16 protein-coding genes are annotated in these 15,534 nt (G+C 69.5%); 12 read left to right on the top strand and 4 right to left on the bottom strand.

Going from position 1 to position 15,534, the window contains the following annotated elements; translation table 11 throughout:
* Positions 1-2: 2 nt before the first annotated feature.
* Genes ABIA36_RS05280 through ABIA36_RS05320 form a run of 9 tightly spaced genes read left to right on the top strand, consistent with a single transcriptional unit; the run spans position 3 to position 7,646 of the window.
* Positions 3-431 carry a hypothetical protein gene (locus ABIA36_RS05280; protein ID WP_369961228.1) on the top strand — a complete coding sequence of 143 codons (429 nt, stop codon included), beginning with the start codon at positions 3-5 and terminating at the stop codon, positions 429-431.
* The gene (locus ABIA36_RS05285; protein ID WP_369961229.1) at positions 428-1,354 is read left to right on the top strand and encodes a hypothetical protein; all 927 of its coding nucleotides are present in this window, start codon (positions 428-430) and stop codon (positions 1,352-1,354) included. Before ABIA36_RS05280 ends, ABIA36_RS05285 begins: the two co-directional genes overlap by 4 nt.
* The gene (locus ABIA36_RS05290; RefSeq protein WP_369961230.1) at positions 1,341-2,645 is read left to right on the top strand and encodes a V-type ATPase 116kDa subunit family protein; all 1,305 of its coding nucleotides are present in this window, start codon (positions 1,341-1,343) and stop codon (positions 2,643-2,645) included. Before ABIA36_RS05285 ends, ABIA36_RS05290 begins: the two co-directional genes overlap by 14 nt.
* 13 nt (positions 2,646-2,658) lie before the next feature.
* A complete protein-coding gene (locus tag ABIA36_RS05295) occupies positions 2,659-3,084 on the top strand; it encodes an ATP synthase subunit C (protein ID WP_369961231.1) in 426 nt (141 codons plus the stop codon).
* Position 3,085: 1 nt separating this feature from the next.
* The gene (locus ABIA36_RS05300; RefSeq protein ID WP_369961232.1) at positions 3,086-3,325 is read left to right on the top strand and encodes a hypothetical protein; all 240 of its coding nucleotides are present in this window, start codon (positions 3,086-3,088) and stop codon (positions 3,323-3,325) included.
* Positions 3,326-3,341: 16 nt separating this feature from the next.
* Positions 3,342-3,866, top strand: coding sequence for a hypothetical protein (locus tag ABIA36_RS05305; RefSeq protein WP_369961233.1), 525 nt, complete (start codon positions 3,342-3,344; stop codon positions 3,864-3,866).
* The gene (locus ABIA36_RS05310) at positions 3,863-5,626 is read left to right on the top strand and encodes a V-type ATP synthase subunit A (RefSeq protein WP_369961234.1); all 1,764 of its coding nucleotides are present in this window, start codon (positions 3,863-3,865) and stop codon (positions 5,624-5,626) included. Before ABIA36_RS05305 ends, ABIA36_RS05310 begins: the two co-directional genes overlap by 4 nt.
* Positions 5,623-7,047: a V-type ATP synthase subunit B gene (locus tag ABIA36_RS05315; protein WP_369961235.1), complete on the top strand. Its 1,425-nt coding sequence runs from the start codon at positions 5,623-5,625 to the stop codon at positions 7,045-7,047. The genes ABIA36_RS05310 and ABIA36_RS05315 overlap by 4 nt, the downstream gene beginning before the upstream one ends.
* On the top strand, positions 7,044-7,646 hold the full coding sequence (locus ABIA36_RS05320; protein WP_369961236.1) for a V-type ATP synthase subunit D: 603 nt from the start codon (positions 7,044-7,046) through the stop codon (positions 7,644-7,646). Before ABIA36_RS05315 ends, ABIA36_RS05320 begins: the two co-directional genes overlap by 4 nt.
* Positions 7,647-7,663: 17 nt before the next feature.
* On the opposite strand, the gene ABIA36_RS05325 is transcribed toward ABIA36_RS05320, so the two are convergent.
* On the bottom strand, positions 7,664-8,059 hold the full coding sequence (locus tag ABIA36_RS05325) for an HsmA family protein (protein ID WP_369961237.1): 396 nt from the start codon (positions 8,057-8,059) through the stop codon (positions 7,664-7,666).
* 136 nt (positions 8,060-8,195) lie between these two features.
* Here ABIA36_RS05325 and ABIA36_RS05330 point away from each other — a divergent pair, with 136 nt between their 5' ends.
* Positions 8,196-8,723, top strand: a complete 528-nt coding sequence (locus ABIA36_RS05330; protein WP_369961238.1) for a hypothetical protein — start codon at positions 8,196-8,198, stop codon at positions 8,721-8,723.
* Between the two features lie 789 nt (positions 8,724-9,512).
* Here ABIA36_RS05330 and ABIA36_RS05335 read toward each other — a convergent pair.
* Complete coding sequence (locus ABIA36_RS05335) at positions 9,513-9,734, bottom strand: CDGSH iron-sulfur domain-containing protein (RefSeq protein WP_369961239.1); 222 nt, start codon at positions 9,732-9,734, stop codon at positions 9,513-9,515.
* Positions 9,735-9,936: 202 nt separating this feature from the next.
* Positions 9,937-10,236 (bottom strand): hypothetical protein, encoded by a 300-nt coding sequence (locus tag ABIA36_RS05340; protein ID WP_369961240.1) that lies wholly within the window; start codon positions 10,234-10,236, stop codon positions 9,937-9,939.
* Positions 10,237-11,008: 772 nt separating this feature from the next.
* On the opposite strand from ABIA36_RS05340, the gene ABIA36_RS05345 reads away from it, so the two are divergent.
* A complete protein-coding gene (locus ABIA36_RS05345) occupies positions 11,009-12,310 on the top strand; it encodes an MFS transporter (RefSeq protein WP_369961241.1) in 1,302 nt (433 codons plus the stop codon).
* 175 nt (positions 12,311-12,485) lie between these two features.
* The gene (locus tag ABIA36_RS05350) at positions 12,486-14,588 is read left to right on the top strand and encodes an NPCBM/NEW2 domain-containing protein (RefSeq protein WP_369961242.1); all 2,103 of its coding nucleotides are present in this window, start codon (positions 12,486-12,488) and stop codon (positions 14,586-14,588) included.
* Positions 14,589-14,649: 61 nt separating this feature from the next.
* Here the strand turns inward: ABIA36_RS05350 and ABIA36_RS05355 are convergent, their stop codons facing one another.
* Positions 14,650-15,516 carry a galactose mutarotase gene (locus tag ABIA36_RS05355; RefSeq protein ID WP_369961243.1) on the bottom strand — a complete coding sequence of 289 codons (867 nt, stop codon included), beginning with the start codon at positions 15,514-15,516 and terminating at the stop codon, positions 14,650-14,652.
* Between the last annotated feature and the right edge of the window lie 18 nt (positions 15,517-15,534).

A 15,534-nucleotide genomic window follows, 5' to 3' on the forward strand; every position in this document is an offset into this window, starting at 1 on the left:
CGATGTCCGGGACTAGGATCCTCGAACGCTTCCGCCCCATCGGCGCGCCCGGGGCGGGCATCGTCGGTGTCCCGGACGACACCGACCGCGCCGCCGATGAGCTCGCCCCGGTCTTCGCCGCGCTGCGCCCGGACCTAGACGCCGCACGCGATACGCTCGACCACGCCAAGCGGGCGAGCGAAGCGCTGCTAGCGGATGCCAGGGAGCAGGCCTCCCGTCTGGTCGAGGACGCCGAGGCCGGCGCCCCGAGCGTGCGCGCCGCCGCTGCCGCCGGCGTCCAGGCGGTCGCCGCCGCAGCAGACGCGGAGATCCTCGAGAGCGCCGGCAGCCGTGCCGCGCGATTGCACGCCCGAAGCTCAACAACGGACGATCCCGCGGTGCAGGAGATCACGGAGTCGATCCTCCGTTTCGTGCTCGGGAGCGCAGCATGAGCCTTTCCTGGACCGCCGGAAACGTTCGCGCGCGCGGACTGGTGCGCGGCCGGGCGGGCTCGGCCGTCCTGCGTCAGTGCGCTCAGGCAGCCGCTCTGCCCGACGCCCTCGCGCTCCTCGGCGGCTCCGCCTACGCTTCCCGCCTGGCACCAACCATGGACCTAGTGGCCGCGCAACGGGCGATCGCCGACACCCTCCTCTGGCAGATCCGAGTACTGGCCGGATGGCTGCCGCCAGGGGGCACCCGGATCGCCGTCGCCGCGGCCGCGGTCTTCGAGCGGGCGAACATCCTCGCCCGGGCGCGGCTGCTCGCCGACGGTGGTCACGAGCCCGCTTCCCCGTTCGAACTCGGGACACTGGGAACGGCATGGCCGACGATACGAGCGACGACCTCCCTCGCCGATCTCCATTCGGCGCTCCGTGCCTCGCCGTGGGGCGACGCGGCCGCGGCGCAGTCTACGACGGCTCTGGACGATCTCCTCAGCGCGAGCCTCCTGCGGCGCATCGCCGCCTGCGCCCCCCTCGCTCGGGACTGGTGCGTGGTCGCGTGCACGCTCATCGCCACCCGGGTGTCCCTCCTGGAACGGGCGGGACCCGACCAGACCTTCCGACGTCTCGTCGCGCCTCTGATCGGCGATCGTTGGTCGGCCACGAACAGTCTGGCCGCACTGCGGGACGCTGCGCCGCGGCCGGCACGAACGATTCTCGCCGGCATCGACCGCCCTGAGGAGCTCTGGCGAGGACAGGTGGCGCTCGCCGCACTCGTCGACGCTCAGGCCCGCCGGAGCCTCACCGGAGGCGACCACCAGGCGGACAGCGTGGTGGCAGCGCTGGCCATCCTCTTCGTGGACGCCTGGCGAGCGCGCGCGGCGCTCGCCGCCTGCGAGTCCGGACGTCGCGAGGTGTTCGATGTCGTGGCGTGACCGATTGGCTCCCGCCCGGATGAGCCGCGTCGCCCTGATGATGCCGGCGGACAGCATCCGCCGGACCATGTCCGCCGTCGCGCAGGCCGGGACCGTGGAACTCGACCCGATCGCCGCGGGCACGGACTCGCCGTCGGCGGCCGTCTCCGACCTCGACGACGTCGTGGCCGGCGCGATCACGCAGGACACCGTCGCCGGCTATGTCGGCTGGATGCCCGAGGCGGAAATGCCGTCCCTGGCGTCCGTGCTCGCCTCCTTCGGAGCAGCCGTCGTTCCGCTGCACAGGCCCGCCGGAGTCGAGCCTCCGACCCTGATCGCGTCGACGCGCGGTCGGCGCGGCGCCGCCCGCATGCTGGTCGACACCTATGGGACAGTTCCCTACGCCGACGTCGATCCCGCCTGGCTGGCCGCGACGGCCTACGTCGTGATGTTCGGCATGATGTTCGGCGATGCGGGGCACGGAGCGATTCTGCTCATCCTGGGGATCCTGCTCACGAGCGGCCATCCGAAGTCTCTGGCGGGGATCCGCCGCATGGGAGGCTTCGTCGTCGCGGCCGGTGCCGTCGCCATCGTCTTCGGCGCGCTCTACGGCGAGTTCTTCGGTCCGACCGGTGTCCTCCCCGTGCTCTGGATCGCACCCCTCCAGCAACCGCTCGTGCTCCTCGTCGCCGGAATGGTGTTGGGCTCGACGCTGCTCGCGGTCGCCTACATCGTCGGAATCATCGACCGGGTGCGGGAGGGCGGCTGGGGCTACGCGCTCTATGCGCGGTCAGGCGTGGCGGGGGCACTCCTCTTCGTCGCGACGGCACTCCTCGTGCTTGGGCTCGTCGTGAACGACGTCGCCATAGTGTGGAGCGCGGCCGCAGTCGCGTTCGTCGCCCTCATCCTCATCGCCATCGGGCTGGTCGCCCAGGCGGGCGGGAGCTGGACGGGTTTGCTGGAGTCTGGGGTCGAGTTGGTGAACGCCGTCGTCCAGCTCGGCTCGAACATCGTCTCGTTCGCCCGCCTGGCCGCCTTCGGCCTCACCCACGCCGCGCTCCTCGCCGTTGTCTGGTCGGCGACGACGGCGCTCTGGGCGCCGGACTGGCGTGCGATCCCGGCGATTCTCGTATTCGTCATCGGCAATACCACCACGTTCGCACTCGAAGCCCTCATCGCCGGGGTGCAAGCACTCCGACTCGAATACTACGAACTGTTCTCCCGGATCTTCCTCACGGAAGGACGGCCCTTCCGCCCCTGGCGGCCCGCCATCCCGGCGGAACCGGCGTCGCAGCCCCCGGCCGGGATTTAGAGAGGAGTCCACGATGCTTTGGCTCGCCTGCGCACCGATCCTGCTGCTCGTCAGCGCTGGAGCGATCGCGTTACTGCGAAGACACGCCCGGGCCGGCATCACACTGCTGAGCGTGCTCAACGGCCTGGTGCTGCTCGGCGCGCTCGGTCTGCTGGTCGTCTCGCTCAGCTTGGGAGACTCCGCCCCGGCATCCGCCGCCACCACGGCCTCTGCCTCCGCCGCGGGCCAGGGCGGCGCTGCGCTGATCGCCGCGTCCATCGCGGTGGCCGGCTCGACGATCGGCGCCGCGATCGCGGTCGCGTACACGGGCTCCGCCGCGCTCGCGGCCATAAGCGAGCGTCCGGAGATGTTCGGCCGCGCGATGGTCATCGTCGGACTGGCCGAGGGCATCGCGATCTACGGCCTCATCATCGCCATCATCATCATTGGCAAGGCCTGACATGGACCAGCGCGCACACCTGCCCGTGATCGCCGTCGGGGAGCGCTCGGCGCTCGAGGGCCTCCCGCTCGCCGGCGTAGCACTCCGTGCAGCGGAGACGCCGGACGAAGCGCGCGAGACGTGGCAGTCGATCTCCCAGATGGACGCGATCGTGATCCTGACTCCGGCGAGCGCCGCCGCGATCGGCGCGCATCCGGAACGGGAGACCTCCGGCCCGATGACCGTCGTTCTCCCCGGATAACAGGGATGCGTACCTCATGAGAGGACTGCCGAAGGAAGCAGTGGAGGCTCTCGGGCCGCTCCGTCGTCGGATCGCGGCCGACGCCCGCGCGCAGGCCGCGGCGCTGATCGCCTCGGCTCGATCCGCCGCCGACGCCCTGGTGAGCGAGGCGCGCGAGCGTGCGGACGCCATCACGCGCGACGCACGCACGAGCGGAGAGGATACCGCGGCGTCCGCCGCCGCCGAGAAGACCGCCCGGGTCCGCCGGGAGGCGCGAGGCCTTCTGCTGAACGCCGCCGCCGCGGTGCGACAGCACCTGCGCGACGACGTCGACGCGGCTGTCGAGGGCTTGACCGACGATCCCCGTTACCCGGCGATCCGCGCGGCGCTCATCGAGCGCGGACGCGCCACGCTCGGCTCGCAGGCCGAGGTGGTCGACGTCCCGGCGGGAGGCGTCGTCCTCGTCGACGGGGCATGTCGCCTGGATCTCAGCCTCCGCACGCTCGCCCACCAGGCCTTCGACGCTCGCGAACACGACCTCTCCGCGAGGTGGACCCTGTGACCGCCGAGGACCGCGCCACCGGGAGCCTGGCCGTCGTCCGCGTCGACGGTTCGCTTATCGAAGTCGAAGGGAGCGCTTCGCTTGCGATGCTCGAAGTCGTCGCGATCGGGCCACGGCAGATCGCGGCGGAGACTGTCGCGATCGAGGGGGACAAGGCCATCCTCCAAGCGTACGAGTACACCGGCGGTCTGCGTGCGGGGGACGAAGCCCTGCCGACGGGTGCGCCCCTGTCGGCGCTGCTGGGCCCCGGGCTGCTCGGCGGCGTCTTCGACGGCTTGCTGCGCCCGCTGTCCTCCGCCTCGGTCTGGCTGGAGACGGACCGGCCGTCGTCCACCACCGACCCTCCGACGCTTGCCCGGAAGTGGCGCTTCATCCCGACCGCCCGTCGGGGCGTGGATGTCGCATCCGGCGACGTCATCGGGACGGTGCGCTGCGATGGTCCCACCGAATACCGCGTGATGGTTCCTCCGGGCCTCGCCGGCGAACTGGAAGGCCTGGCCCCCGAAGGGGACTACCGGCCGCTCGACACGGTGGCCACGGTGGACGGAGCCTCCGTCGCCGTCGCCCAGCAGTGGCCGGTGCGCCAGGCGCGCCCGTTCGATGTCCGACTCCCAGCCGCCGCGCCGCTACACACCGGCCAACGTGTCCTCGACCTCTTCTATCCGGTCATGACAGGCGCGGCCGCCGCCGTACCCGGCGGATTCGGGACCGGGAAGACGCTGCTGCTCCAGCAGATCGCGAAGTGGTGCGACGCGGACGTCATCGTCTACATCGGCTGCGGCGAGCGCGGCAACGAGATGTCCGACGTACTCGCGGAGCTCGCCGAGCTCCGCGACGCACGGACCGGAGGCCGGCTCCTCGACCGCACCGTAGTGATCGCGAACACCTCCAACATGCCGATGATGGCGCGCGAGGCGAGCATCTACACCGGCGTGACCGTGGCCGAATACTTCAGGGACATGGGCCACCACGCCGTCGTGATCGCCGATTCGACCTCTCGCTGGGCAGAAGCCATGCGGGAGTTCGCCAACCGGAACGGCGAGCTCCCCGCCGAGGAGAGCTACCCGGCCACGCTCGCATCCCGGCTCGCAGCGTTCTACGAGCGCAGCGGCCTGGTCTCCACGCTCGGCGGGCGCACGGGCTCGGTGACCATCGTGGGCGCGGTCTCGCCTCCGGGCGGCGACGTGACCGAACCCGTCACCGTCGCCACGCAACGGTTCGTGCGATCGTTCTGGCGACTGGACCGGGACCTTGCCTACGCTCGCCACTATCCCGCCGTGAGCTGGGACGGTTCCTTCTCCTCGGACGCCGACGCGGTGTCCCGCTGGGCTCAGGAGAACGGCGACGCGGGGTGGGGACCCCGCCGCGCGCGTGCCATCTCGCTGCTGGGCGAGGCGGACCGGCTGAAGGCTCTGCTCGACATCCTCGGGCGCTCCTCATTGTCCGCACACGACCGGCTGACCCTCCTGGGCGGCCGCCTGATCCAGGACGCGGTGCTGTCCCAGAGCGCGCTCAGCCCGAACGACGCCTTCTGCTCGTCGGGGAAAGGCGCTGCTTTGCTCGACCTCGTCCTGGATGTGGTGGACGCCTGCCGTCGCTGCGCGGACTCCGGTGTGGCGGTCGACCGTATCGAGGAGCTGGACTTCGGGAGCGTCAGCCGCGCCGGCGACAGCTTCGGCCCAGACGACGCCGACGGTGTCGCTGCGAGACTCCCGCACATCCTGGCGATGCTCGAGCGGCTGCAGGCGGTGCCGGCATGAGCGGGCCGGACGAAGGCCACCAGGATCGCCGGCTCGTCTCCTTCTCCGATATCCGGGCCGTGCACGGACCGCTCGTAGAGGTCGGCGGAACGACCGGCGTGGGCTGGGACGAAGCGGTCTCGCTGGTGCGATCGGACCGCGAGTCCTCCGACGACACGCGCCACGGGCTCGTCCTGGAGGTCGACCACGACACGGTCACGGTCCAGGTCCTGGAAGGTACGGGCGGGATCGATCCCACCCGGCTCGCCGTGACGTTCGCGGGTGAGCCGTACACTGTGGCGACGGGCTCGGGCTGGCTGGGCCGGGTCTGCAACGGTCGAGGGGAACCGTTGGACGGCGGACCGCCGATCACCGGGCCGAGCCGAGCGCCGGTCGGCGGCAGGCCGCTCAATCCCGTGCTGAGGGACTCGCCGGTCGATCCGGTCCTCACCGGGATCTCGGTCATCGACGCACTGACAACCCTTGTGCGCGGGCAGAAGCTGCCGATCTTCTCCGTCCCCGGGCTCCCCCACTTGACCCTGGCGACGCAGATCGCGGCGCAGGCGAACTCGGGCTCGACGGCGTTCCGGGTCGTCTTCGCAGGGATGGGCCTCACTCACGCCGAGATCTCCTTCGTGCAGGACGTCCTCGAGTCGCGTGCCGGGGCGGGCGAGATCGCCGTCTTCGTTAACGCCGCCGACGACCCGGCGATCGAGCGCATCCTTACTCCGCGCATCGCGCTCACCGTGGCTGAGAGCCTGGCCTTCGACGAAGACTCGGATGTGCTGGTGATCATGTCCGACATGACCAGCTACGCCGAAGCGGTCCGCGAAGTCTCCGCCGCCCGCCGGGAAGTGCCCTCGCGTCGGGGCTACCCGGGCTACCTTTACAGCGACCTCGCGTCGCTGTACGAGCGCTGCGGGCGGATCCGGGGAAAGCAGGGCTCGGTCACCGTGCTGCCCATCCTCACGATGCCGGCGGGTGACATCACCCACCCGGTGGCCGATCTCACGGGGTATATCACCGAAGGCCAGATCGTCCTGAGCTCCGAGCTCGACACGCGAGGGGTGTATCCCCCCGTCGATGTCCTCTCCTCGCTCTCTCGCCTCATGAGAAACGCCGCAGGGGGCGGGCGCACCCGCGACGACCACCTTCCCCTCGCTGCACAGGTCATCGCGGCGCTCTCCTCCGCACGCTACGCCACCGATCTCGCTCAGCTCCTGGGCGACGACGCGCTCACTGACACGGAGCACCGCTATCTGCGTTTCCAGCGCGCCTTCGAGGACCGTGTACAGCGACAAGGGACGGCCGAAGCGCGCGGTCTCAACGCGACGCTGGATCGGGCCTGGTCCGCTCTCGCGGAACTCCCCGTCCGGGAACTCACGATGATTCCCGACCCGCTGATCGAACGCCATCTGTCCGATAGGGCCGGCCGGCCATGACAGCGGCGAATCGGCCTGAGCGGTCGAGGACACAGGATCGTCTCGACATCGCACGCACCGGCGTGACGCTTCTCCAGAGAAAAGAACGACTCCTCGTCCACGAGTTGGAGCAGGCGCGTCGCCGGGCCGAACAGAGCAGGATGAATTGGGAAGAGACCGCTGCTACGGCCGCGCAGTGGCTAACACGCGCCCAAGCGCTCGACGGACGCCAGGCGATCCGAGACGCCGCGACGCTCACGCCCGCCGTGGCGCAGGTCGACTGGACCAGCAGCATCGGCGTCCGCTCGCCCGGCGGCGGAACCATCGACCTGCCGGCGCCGCAGCATTGCAGCAGCGCGGCGCTTGCCGGCGCGGCCGGGGCCGCACCACCCGCCGTGCGAGCGGCGGTCGAGTATGCCGCGGCGCTGCGTGCTGTGGCCATCATCTCCCGCGAACTCGCCGCATGTCGCACCCGCAGACGTGCCGTCGAGAACCGATGGATCCCTCGCATGGAAGGTCTTCTGCGCAGCATCGACCTGGCCATCGAGGAACAAGAACTCGAGGAGACGCTTCGGCTCCACTGGGCGGCGCGGCGCGGTGGACGCACAGCGCGCCGCTGATCGCACGTGCGGAGGCATCACCGCAGATTTGCGGCGAGGGCGCCGGCGACGAACGGGACCAGCCAGATCGACCAGACGACGATGGAGAAGGTGTGGAATCGCCGCAGTTCGGCCGGGCGCTGACGGATCAGCACGACGACCGCCCAGACCAGGTGCAGCCCCATCAGGGCGAGAGCGAGCGTCCCGGTGACCGCCATCACGACCGTCAACGCGTCCGCGAGGCTGCCGACCGGGCCACCTGACGTCGCGGCTATCCCCGACATCACGAGCGTTCCGCTGAGGTCGCAGATGAAACCCGCGGCGAAGAACGCGGCGTGCCACCACAGCAGCAGACGGCGGATCCGCTCAGCCCACACCCCGACCGAATAGAACACCAGCGCAAGAGTGATGAGGACGACGGCCCCGATCAGCATGCGCCCTCACCACCTTTCACGAATATCAGCCTTACCCGGCCGGCCGACGCCGGCTGCTCAGACGCCCCCGGATAATCGCCGACGATACGGTCGCTGCGAGGCGTGCCCAGGGGCGAACGTCCCGCGGGAGAGATTGGTGGCGGGACTTCTGGCCCTCTCCGAGATCGACCCGCGCGAGAAGAGTGTGGATGGACACGGAGGGAGCTACGCGATGATCACAGCGAAACGAACTCAGGTGTGGCCCAACGACCTGCGGCCGGCCCCTCGGCACCGCCAGGAAGCCAGCCCGGAAACGGCCCCGGTCGTCCTTGTCGCGGGGCCGAACATTCCTCCGGAAGTAGTGATGCGGCATTGTGGATCCGCACTCTCCGCGGGGCGTCGGCTGGAACTGCTCCAGTTAGGCGACATGACGCTGATCCAACGGCGCCATCTCAGTGAGTTGGAGAAGCGCTATGGCGACGGCAGCGTGCGCATGGTCGAAACGCACAGCGATTGGCTGGCGTTGCCTCCCGAGCGAACGCTGATCATCATCTCTGACAACGGATTATGGTGCGGCGACGACCGAATCCTGGACCACCCCGAAATGCTGTCGATGTCACAAGCCGCGCTCAGCCGGCTCTACATGAGCCGGCCTCTCCCCGAGAGGAGTCGATCAGGTGCGTGAAACAGATACGGCGCGCCAGGACCCTGTGACCGTGGTACTCGAGGAAGGGATGCCCGTTCGGCTCGATTGGAACGGCGTCCGGTACTATCCGGACGCGCCGCCTCTCCCGCGTGGACGGGTGCAATTCACCCGCGACGACGACCCGCTTCCGACCTTGGTCACGGGCTGGGAGTTAGGCGCGAGTACCGTCGATGGCAACAAACACGTCTTCGTGATCATCTGCGGGGACGGGGGACGCTGGTGGCTGACAGCCCTGGACCCGTGACCCGACCTGACCTCCGCCCCAGAAAGGGCAAGAGGGAGCGCTAGCGAAGCCGGACCCGCTGCGGGACACTTTCACGGTGCGACCAGGGAACATAGACCATCTTTCGTGACGTTTGCTGGCCACGACTGAGGCACGTCGGCCCCGGAACTCGGCAGAGTCTCCCTTCCCGCTGTCCTCAGCTGTGCACGCACGAAGCGTGGTGAAGGACATGCATCTGACACGCGTCGACGAATTCGAGGAAGCAGGACGACGCTTCACTCCCCCGAAGGCGGCTCCTTCGTGTTGGTCGAAGAGCACGACGACTACGCCGAAGGACTCGGAACAAATCGAGCGAACCGGAGCGGGTTTCGTCCTGATGCCCTGGTGAAAACCGGTGGGCCCGATCATGGCTCGGACACTCCCGGAAGCGCTCGGCAGGCTCGTCGCGATCGGAACCTCACCACCATGGCCGACTCGCACGATTCGAGCTTCGGCCGACCCAAATGCCGCGATCACAATGAAGGCTTGCAGCATCGGGCGGCTGCTCACTCCTCAAGATGCGGGTGAGTGCGGAAACCGACGAGCTTGTGCGTTCGGTCGCAAAACGGCTTGATGGTCGAAACACCGCAGCGGTACACCGCGACCGTCCGTCGCCGTTGGGCCACGGGCTCGCCGTTCGAGTCGACGATCGCAGCCGCCCCGCGCACCAGAAACGGCCCATCGTTGCAAGTGACGATCGTGACTTCCGCGTCCTCCTCGGCGGTCACGCGAGCACCGCCGCGTCCTGCCGGAGGGAACCGCGTCCCGACTCCCATCTGTCCAAGAGGGCCGTCCCGACCAGACCGTCGACGTGGACCCAGGCCAAGCGCAGCGAAGACGACGTCGGTAAGGAGTTCGGGATGCTGCTCCGCGAGGCCACCGGCGAGGTCGCGCCCGGCAGTGCACAGGGCCCGCTGCTCATGCATTGACTCAGGTCAGCTCTCGAACGGCTGCCCCACGCGATGGTCCGACAGCGGGGCCCCCACGCTCGGCCACCCAGTTGAAGGCGACGAACGGTACACATGCCGTCTCGGCGGTGACCGCTGCGAGCCGGCCGATCGGCGTGCGCGGGTCCGCGGCGATCGCCCACCCGTCCACCGCGTACCGACTCACCGTCTCCACACACTCCTTCTTCTCCTCCGCAGTCGGCTCAGTCGAGCCGACCACTCCGATCAGTCCGCCTTGCAGTTCCGGGCCCATGTTGCTCGCGTCGATGATGAATACCCGCATGTTGATCACTCCCCTGTGTCGACCGTTTTTGTTTGCCTTCCGGCGGAGAGATCGAGAGCGAGTGAGAGGGCGCAGTGCCGGGACCGTGGAATACCGGACTGGAGCGCAGCGGAGGGAGGATATGCCGCGAAAGCCCGGCACGGAGAACCGGGAACGAGCTACGATCGGCCGACGGAAAGACAAACAAAACAGTCAAGGGCAGCGCCGCCACCGGCGGCTCCACCGAACGCCCAGCGAACGCACCATGTTTCCGGTCGATCTCCGACGCCCCCGAGTGCTTATCTCTCTGGAGATCGGCTGGCACTCCCCCACATCACGAGATCCGGGGTGGGATATGAACTCTAGTTCGACCCGCAAGCCCCTTGGTATCCGGGCTAACTTCCGCCGAATGTCAACGAAGTAGAGTTCTTGAGATCTCAGAAGATCTCGTTGGAACTCATTCGGTTGTAGTCAAAATGTAGTCAAATGATGGCATCATTGAAATGTAAAATTTACACTCTATGCTTCGGCAGGAACCTACGAGGCTCTGTGGATTCAGCGTGGTCGCGGATGCGCAACTGACCGAGGCCCATGACAGCGGGTCCCGTGTCTTCTGCGTGAGCCGTCCAGAGGGAGCCTGCCCTGCGCGCGCCGACCCGTCCCGGGCAACGCCTTCCGTGATGTTCGACTGGACAAACGCGGTCGGTAGCCATATCTTTACCGAACGTTGAGAGGTTTTCGCGGTCGGCCGTTGCCAGCCGCGGCCTCATCATTGGGATCCGGAGCGCCACAGATGGATGAGCCCGAGCTCGTAATGCAGACCGAGCTCATCGCGGCACCCTCCGCGGCTGCGGTCCCCCGGACGCCGGCGATCCGGCTGACCCTGCGGTCGCCGCTCTTTCGCGGGGCCACGGTCGCCCTCTTTCTCTCGGGCCTTGCGACCTCGGCGGCGGCGCCGTTGATCGCCTCGTTCCTGGTGACCGAGCTGGGCGCGTCCCTCTCCGTGGCGGGCCTCTTCTATCTGACGAACCTCACGGCACCCGTCGCGGGATACCTGATCGGGGCGAGGTCCGACCGTTCCGGCCGCCGGCTCGGACTGTTCCGCTGGTGTGCGTTCGCGGGCTTCGTCGGCTGGATCGGGTTCGCGTTCTCGACGCAGCTGTGGATGCCCTTCGTCATCGGCGCGCTCGTTCTCGGTTTCGCCGGAGCGGCGGCGTCCCAGCTCTTCGCCGCCATCCACGACGAGCTCGCCGCCAAGCCCGACAGGGGCAACGATGGCGTCGTCACGATCGTGCGGATGGCCCTCACCGCAGGCTGGGTGTTCGGCCCCGTCTGCGGCGCGTTCTTCGCTGCCCAGGCGGGCCTGCGCGCGCTGCTCACCGCGACCGCGCTCGTGACACTCGCCCAGATCCTCCCCCTCGGATTGCTGCGCGAAAAGCGCACCGTCCCCGTCGCTGTCACATCCCCGCATGCTGCGGCTGGGAAACGGCACGGCAGGCCGGCCCTGCGGACGATGCTGCCGCTGCTCGCCTTCACCGCCCTCTACGTCTGCGTCTACGCGGGCGAGTCGGTGAAGTACGCCTACCTCCCGATCTACATGCACCAGGACCTGAAGCTGGATCCCGCGCTCAGCGGCGCAATCATCGGCATCCAGCCCCTGGTCGAACTGCTCCTCATGCCCCTCGCGATCATCGTCGGGCGGCGCGCCGGGATGATGCGGATGATGGTGCTCGCCGCCGGTTTCGGCGTCGCGGCGAACGTGTGCTTCGCTTTCACCGGCACCGCTGTCGGGCTGTTCGCCGGGCAGATCCTCATGGGCGGCGTGTGGGGCGCCTTCGCCGCGCTCGGGATCATTGTTGCGCAGCGGCTGCTGCCGTCCGCGGTCGCGACGGCCTCGGCGATCTTCCTCAGTTCGACCGCACTCAGCTCGGCGCTCGGCGGCCTCACCGGTGGTCTCGGCGTCGCGGTGATCGGCCTGCCCGCCGTGTTCCTGGTGCCGGCCGCATTCGCCCTCATCGCTGTCGTCGGCCTTGCCGTCATGGCGCGCCGACAGGAGGGCCACCCACGAGAGGGCACGGCCGGGCGCGACATGTGACGGCGACGCGCGGCTTCTCTGCACGTCCGCGTCGAGTGGCTCCACCGCTCGCGTCGGACGGAATCGTCGATGTGTCCAGGTATTCCGTCGTCGCTCCATTTCGTCGCCCCGTCACTGCGCGGTGTCATGGGGTGTCCCCGCATCTGCGTGGATGACGACGAAGTCAGGAGCTCACATGTTGACCAAACGCGTGGTCGGGCTGGGGGTCGCAGCACTGCTCAGCCTCAGCGCGGTGACCGCGACAGCCCTCCCCGCCGATGCGGCGCCGCAGCACGCGGCCGCGACGCCGGCGCCCACCTCACCTACCCCGGGGCTGGCGGCGACCCCGTACGCGGGCTGGAACACCTACTTCGGCCTCGGCGGCGACTACAACGCCACCCAGGTGCTCGACGTCGCGGACCACCTGGTCTCCAGCGGCCTCGCCAAGGCCGGCTACGACATCGTGTGGCTTGACGGAGGCTGGCAGGCGTCAACTCCGCGCGGAGCCGACGGCCAGCTCCAAGGGGACCCGGCGCGATTCCCCGACGGGATGGCCGCTCTCGCGGCCGCAATCCACGCCAAGGGTCTGAAGGCGGGCATCTACACCGACGCCGGCCCGTACATCCCCGGCTCCTGCGGGCTGGGCAGCTACGGCCACTACCAGACCGACGCGGACACCTTCGCGAAGTGGGGCTTCGACGCTGTCAAGGTCGACTTCCTCTGCGGCATCGCGGCGAACCTCGACCCGAAGACGGTCTACACCCAGTTCGCGGACGCGCTGCGGCACAACAGCAGCGGCCGGCCGATCATGCTCAACATCTGCAACCCGGTGACCTCGCCCGACTGGGGGAACTACCCGGAGTCGCAGCAGTCGACGAACACCTGGAGCTACGCTCCGGAGATCGCACAGTCGTGGCGCACCTACACCGACGTGGGCTTCGTGAACTCCATCAAGTACACAGACGTGCTCCGGAACTTCGACGCGAACGCCCTGCACCCCGAGGCCGCAGGTCCCGGGCACTGGAACGATCCCGACTACCTGGGCCCGCAACTCGGCATGACCGACGAGGAGTTCCGCTCGCAGATGGCGCTCTGGTCGATGTCGGCCGCCCCCCTTGTCGTCGGCAGCGACCCGCGCACCTTCACGCCGGCCACCGTGGCAACCCTGACGAACCCCGACCTGCTCGCCATCGACCGCGACGCGCTCGGCAAGCAAGCCGTGCGCGTCGGACCGGCGGGCACGACCGAAACCTGGGTCAAGCAGCTCGCGGACGGCTCCACCGCCGTCGCGCTCGTCAACCGGGGCGACGCCGCCGCTGACATCGCGACGACCCCGGACGCTGTCGGCGTCGACGCCACCCGGGTGACGATCACGGATGCCTGGACCCATGCGCTCAGCGAGGCGAAGAACAGTATCCGGTCCAGTGTCCCGGCGCACGGCGTCTCCGTGCTGATCGTGAAGAAGGGCACCGGGAAGCCGGAGAGCCCGCGCGTGCTGGTCGGCGCACCCTCGTTCACCGCGGTGAACGGCACCTCGATCACCCCGACGGGCGACCTGTTGGCCTCCGCCGGCGCGAAGCTCTCCGTGACGGTGGGCGTCCGCAACGACGGCACGACCCCGGCCCTCTCCCCGACGGTCGCGTTGACCACGCCGGCGGGCTGGACCAGCTCGGCGGCCGGTGCGCAGCCAGGGGAGCTCCCCCCGGGCGGGACGGCGACGGTCGCCTTCACGGTCACGGTTCCCGCGGGGACCGCGGTCGGGGCGTCGTCGATCGGGGCGGGCGTGTCGTTCACCGGTATCCGGGGCGCGGTCACGGTCTCCTCGCCGGCCGTCACGGTGACCGTTGCACCGGCGCCGCCGTCCGGTGCGGACCAGCCGCTGTCCCACCAGCCGTGGGTCTCCGCCACCAGCGGGTGGATGACGCCGGCCGTCGACCAGAGCGTCGGCGGCGGCAACCCGATCCGGATCGCGGGCGTCACCTACCCGACCGGGCTCGGCGTGGCCAGCCCGTCGGACATCCGGTACTACGTCGGCGGCGTGTGCACGCGACTCACCGGAACGGTCGGCATCGACGACGTCGTGAACAACGTCGGCCCGGAAGGCGGCACGGCGACCTTCTCGCTGGTCGCGGACGGCAAGACCGTGTGGGACAGCGGGGTCGTCACGCGCGGCCATGCAGTGTCGTTCGACGTGAACCTCACCGGCGCTCGCGAGCTCGTCCTCCACGTCGGCGACGCGGGCGATGGCGGCTACAACGACCGAGCCGACTGGGCGGCGCCGCTGATCAGCTGCACCTGAGGCCGGACCTGAGCCCAACCGCCGAATGAGGAGGGGGCGTGCGATCGCACGGCCCCTCCTCTCATACCGTCCCGAGGTCGATGCCCCAGTCCAGCGGCCACCGCTCCGAAGGCGGCAGCCAGTGCAGGTCGGTCCCCGAGTTGAACGCGTCGGGAGGCGCTGTCATCGGCTCCAGCGCCACCGCGACGCCGCCTATCGGGAGCCCGGGCAGCGCGTCCGTCACGTAGACCTGCGCCCAGCGGAACCGTTCGTCCGCCCACACCGTGACGGCTTGGGACGTGCGCGCATCGGCCAGACGAAGCCGGATCCTGCCGCCGTCGGCGCGCAGGCTGGTGAACGCGGCGTGTGACGGTGCGTCCGCGAGAGTGGTCGGCGCGCGGAGGTCGAACCCGGTGCCGTCGACCGGCGCCTCCGCGGCCGGCAGGTTGTCTTCGCTGAGGAGCAGCGTCCGGTCGGCGTCGACTGCCAGCCGCAGGTCCGCCGCAGGCGTGTCGCCGACTCGGACGTACGGATGCACGCCGACCGCCACGGGCGCGGCGACCCCGCTCCGGTTCACGACCGTGATCGTCGAGCGCACCCCGGTCCGGACGAGCCGGTACGAGACGGTCACGTCGAGGTCGAACGGATAGCCGGGTGGCCGGCGGATCGACGCTGCAAGAGTCACCGCGGAGTCCTCCCGCGCGATCACCGCGAACGACGCCGCCGCGACCAGTCCGTGCAGCGCGTTGCCCGCGGCGGGCTCTGTCAGCTCGAGCTGCTGGGTCTCCCCCTCGAACAGCCACCGGCCGCCGCGGATTCGGTTGGGCCACGGCACGAGCGCCGCGCCCGACGACGAGACCGGTCCGTCGGGGTCCCCGCACACCAGCTCCACGCCGCCCACGCCGAGCTCTTGGAGGCTTGCGCCGACCGGCGAGACGACCGCGTCCACGCGTCGACCGGCGAAACT

The sequence above is a fragment of the Leifsonia sp. EB34 genome (assembly GCF_041260585.1).
Classification (GTDB): domain Bacteria; phylum Actinomycetota; class Actinomycetes; order Actinomycetales; family Microbacteriaceae; genus Leifsonia.

What these genes read in the sequence shown, in the direction of transcription:
- ABIA36_RS05280 (WP_369961228.1), top strand. Translation starts at nt 3, where the DNA reads ATGTCCGGGACTAGGATCCTCGAACGCTTCCGCCCCATCGGCGCGCCC.
- ABIA36_RS05285 (WP_369961229.1), top strand. Translation starts at nt 428, where the DNA reads ATGAGCCTTTCCTGGACCGCCGGAAACGTTCGCGCGCGCGGACTGGTG.
- ABIA36_RS05290 (WP_369961230.1), top strand. Translation starts at nt 1,341, where the DNA reads ATGTCGTGGCGTGACCGATTGGCTCCCGCCCGGATGAGCCGCGTCGCC.
- ABIA36_RS05295 (WP_369961231.1), top strand. Translation starts at nt 2,659, where the DNA reads ATGCTTTGGCTCGCCTGCGCACCGATCCTGCTGCTCGTCAGCGCTGGA.
- ABIA36_RS05300 (WP_369961232.1), top strand. Translation starts at nt 3,086, where the DNA reads ATGGACCAGCGCGCACACCTGCCCGTGATCGCCGTCGGGGAGCGCTCG.
- ABIA36_RS05305 (WP_369961233.1), top strand. Translation starts at nt 3,342, where the DNA reads ATGAGAGGACTGCCGAAGGAAGCAGTGGAGGCTCTCGGGCCGCTCCGT.
- ABIA36_RS05315 (WP_369961235.1), top strand. Translation starts at nt 5,623, where the DNA reads ATGAGCGGGCCGGACGAAGGCCACCAGGATCGCCGGCTCGTCTCCTTC.
- ABIA36_RS05320 (WP_369961236.1), top strand. Translation starts at nt 7,044, where the DNA reads ATGACAGCGGCGAATCGGCCTGAGCGGTCGAGGACACAGGATCGTCTC.
- ABIA36_RS05325 (WP_369961237.1), bottom strand. Translation starts at nt 8,059, where the DNA reads ATGCTGATCGGGGCCGTCGTCCTCATCACTCTTGCGCTGGTGTTCTAT.
- ABIA36_RS05340 (WP_369961240.1), bottom strand. Translation starts at nt 10,236, where the DNA reads ATGCGGGTATTCATCATCGACGCGAGCAACATGGGCCCGGAACTGCAA.
- ABIA36_RS05345 (WP_369961241.1), top strand. Translation starts at nt 11,009, where the DNA reads ATGGATGAGCCCGAGCTCGTAATGCAGACCGAGCTCATCGCGGCACCC.
- ABIA36_RS05350 (WP_369961242.1), top strand. Translation starts at nt 12,486, where the DNA reads ATGTTGACCAAACGCGTGGTCGGGCTGGGGGTCGCAGCACTGCTCAGC.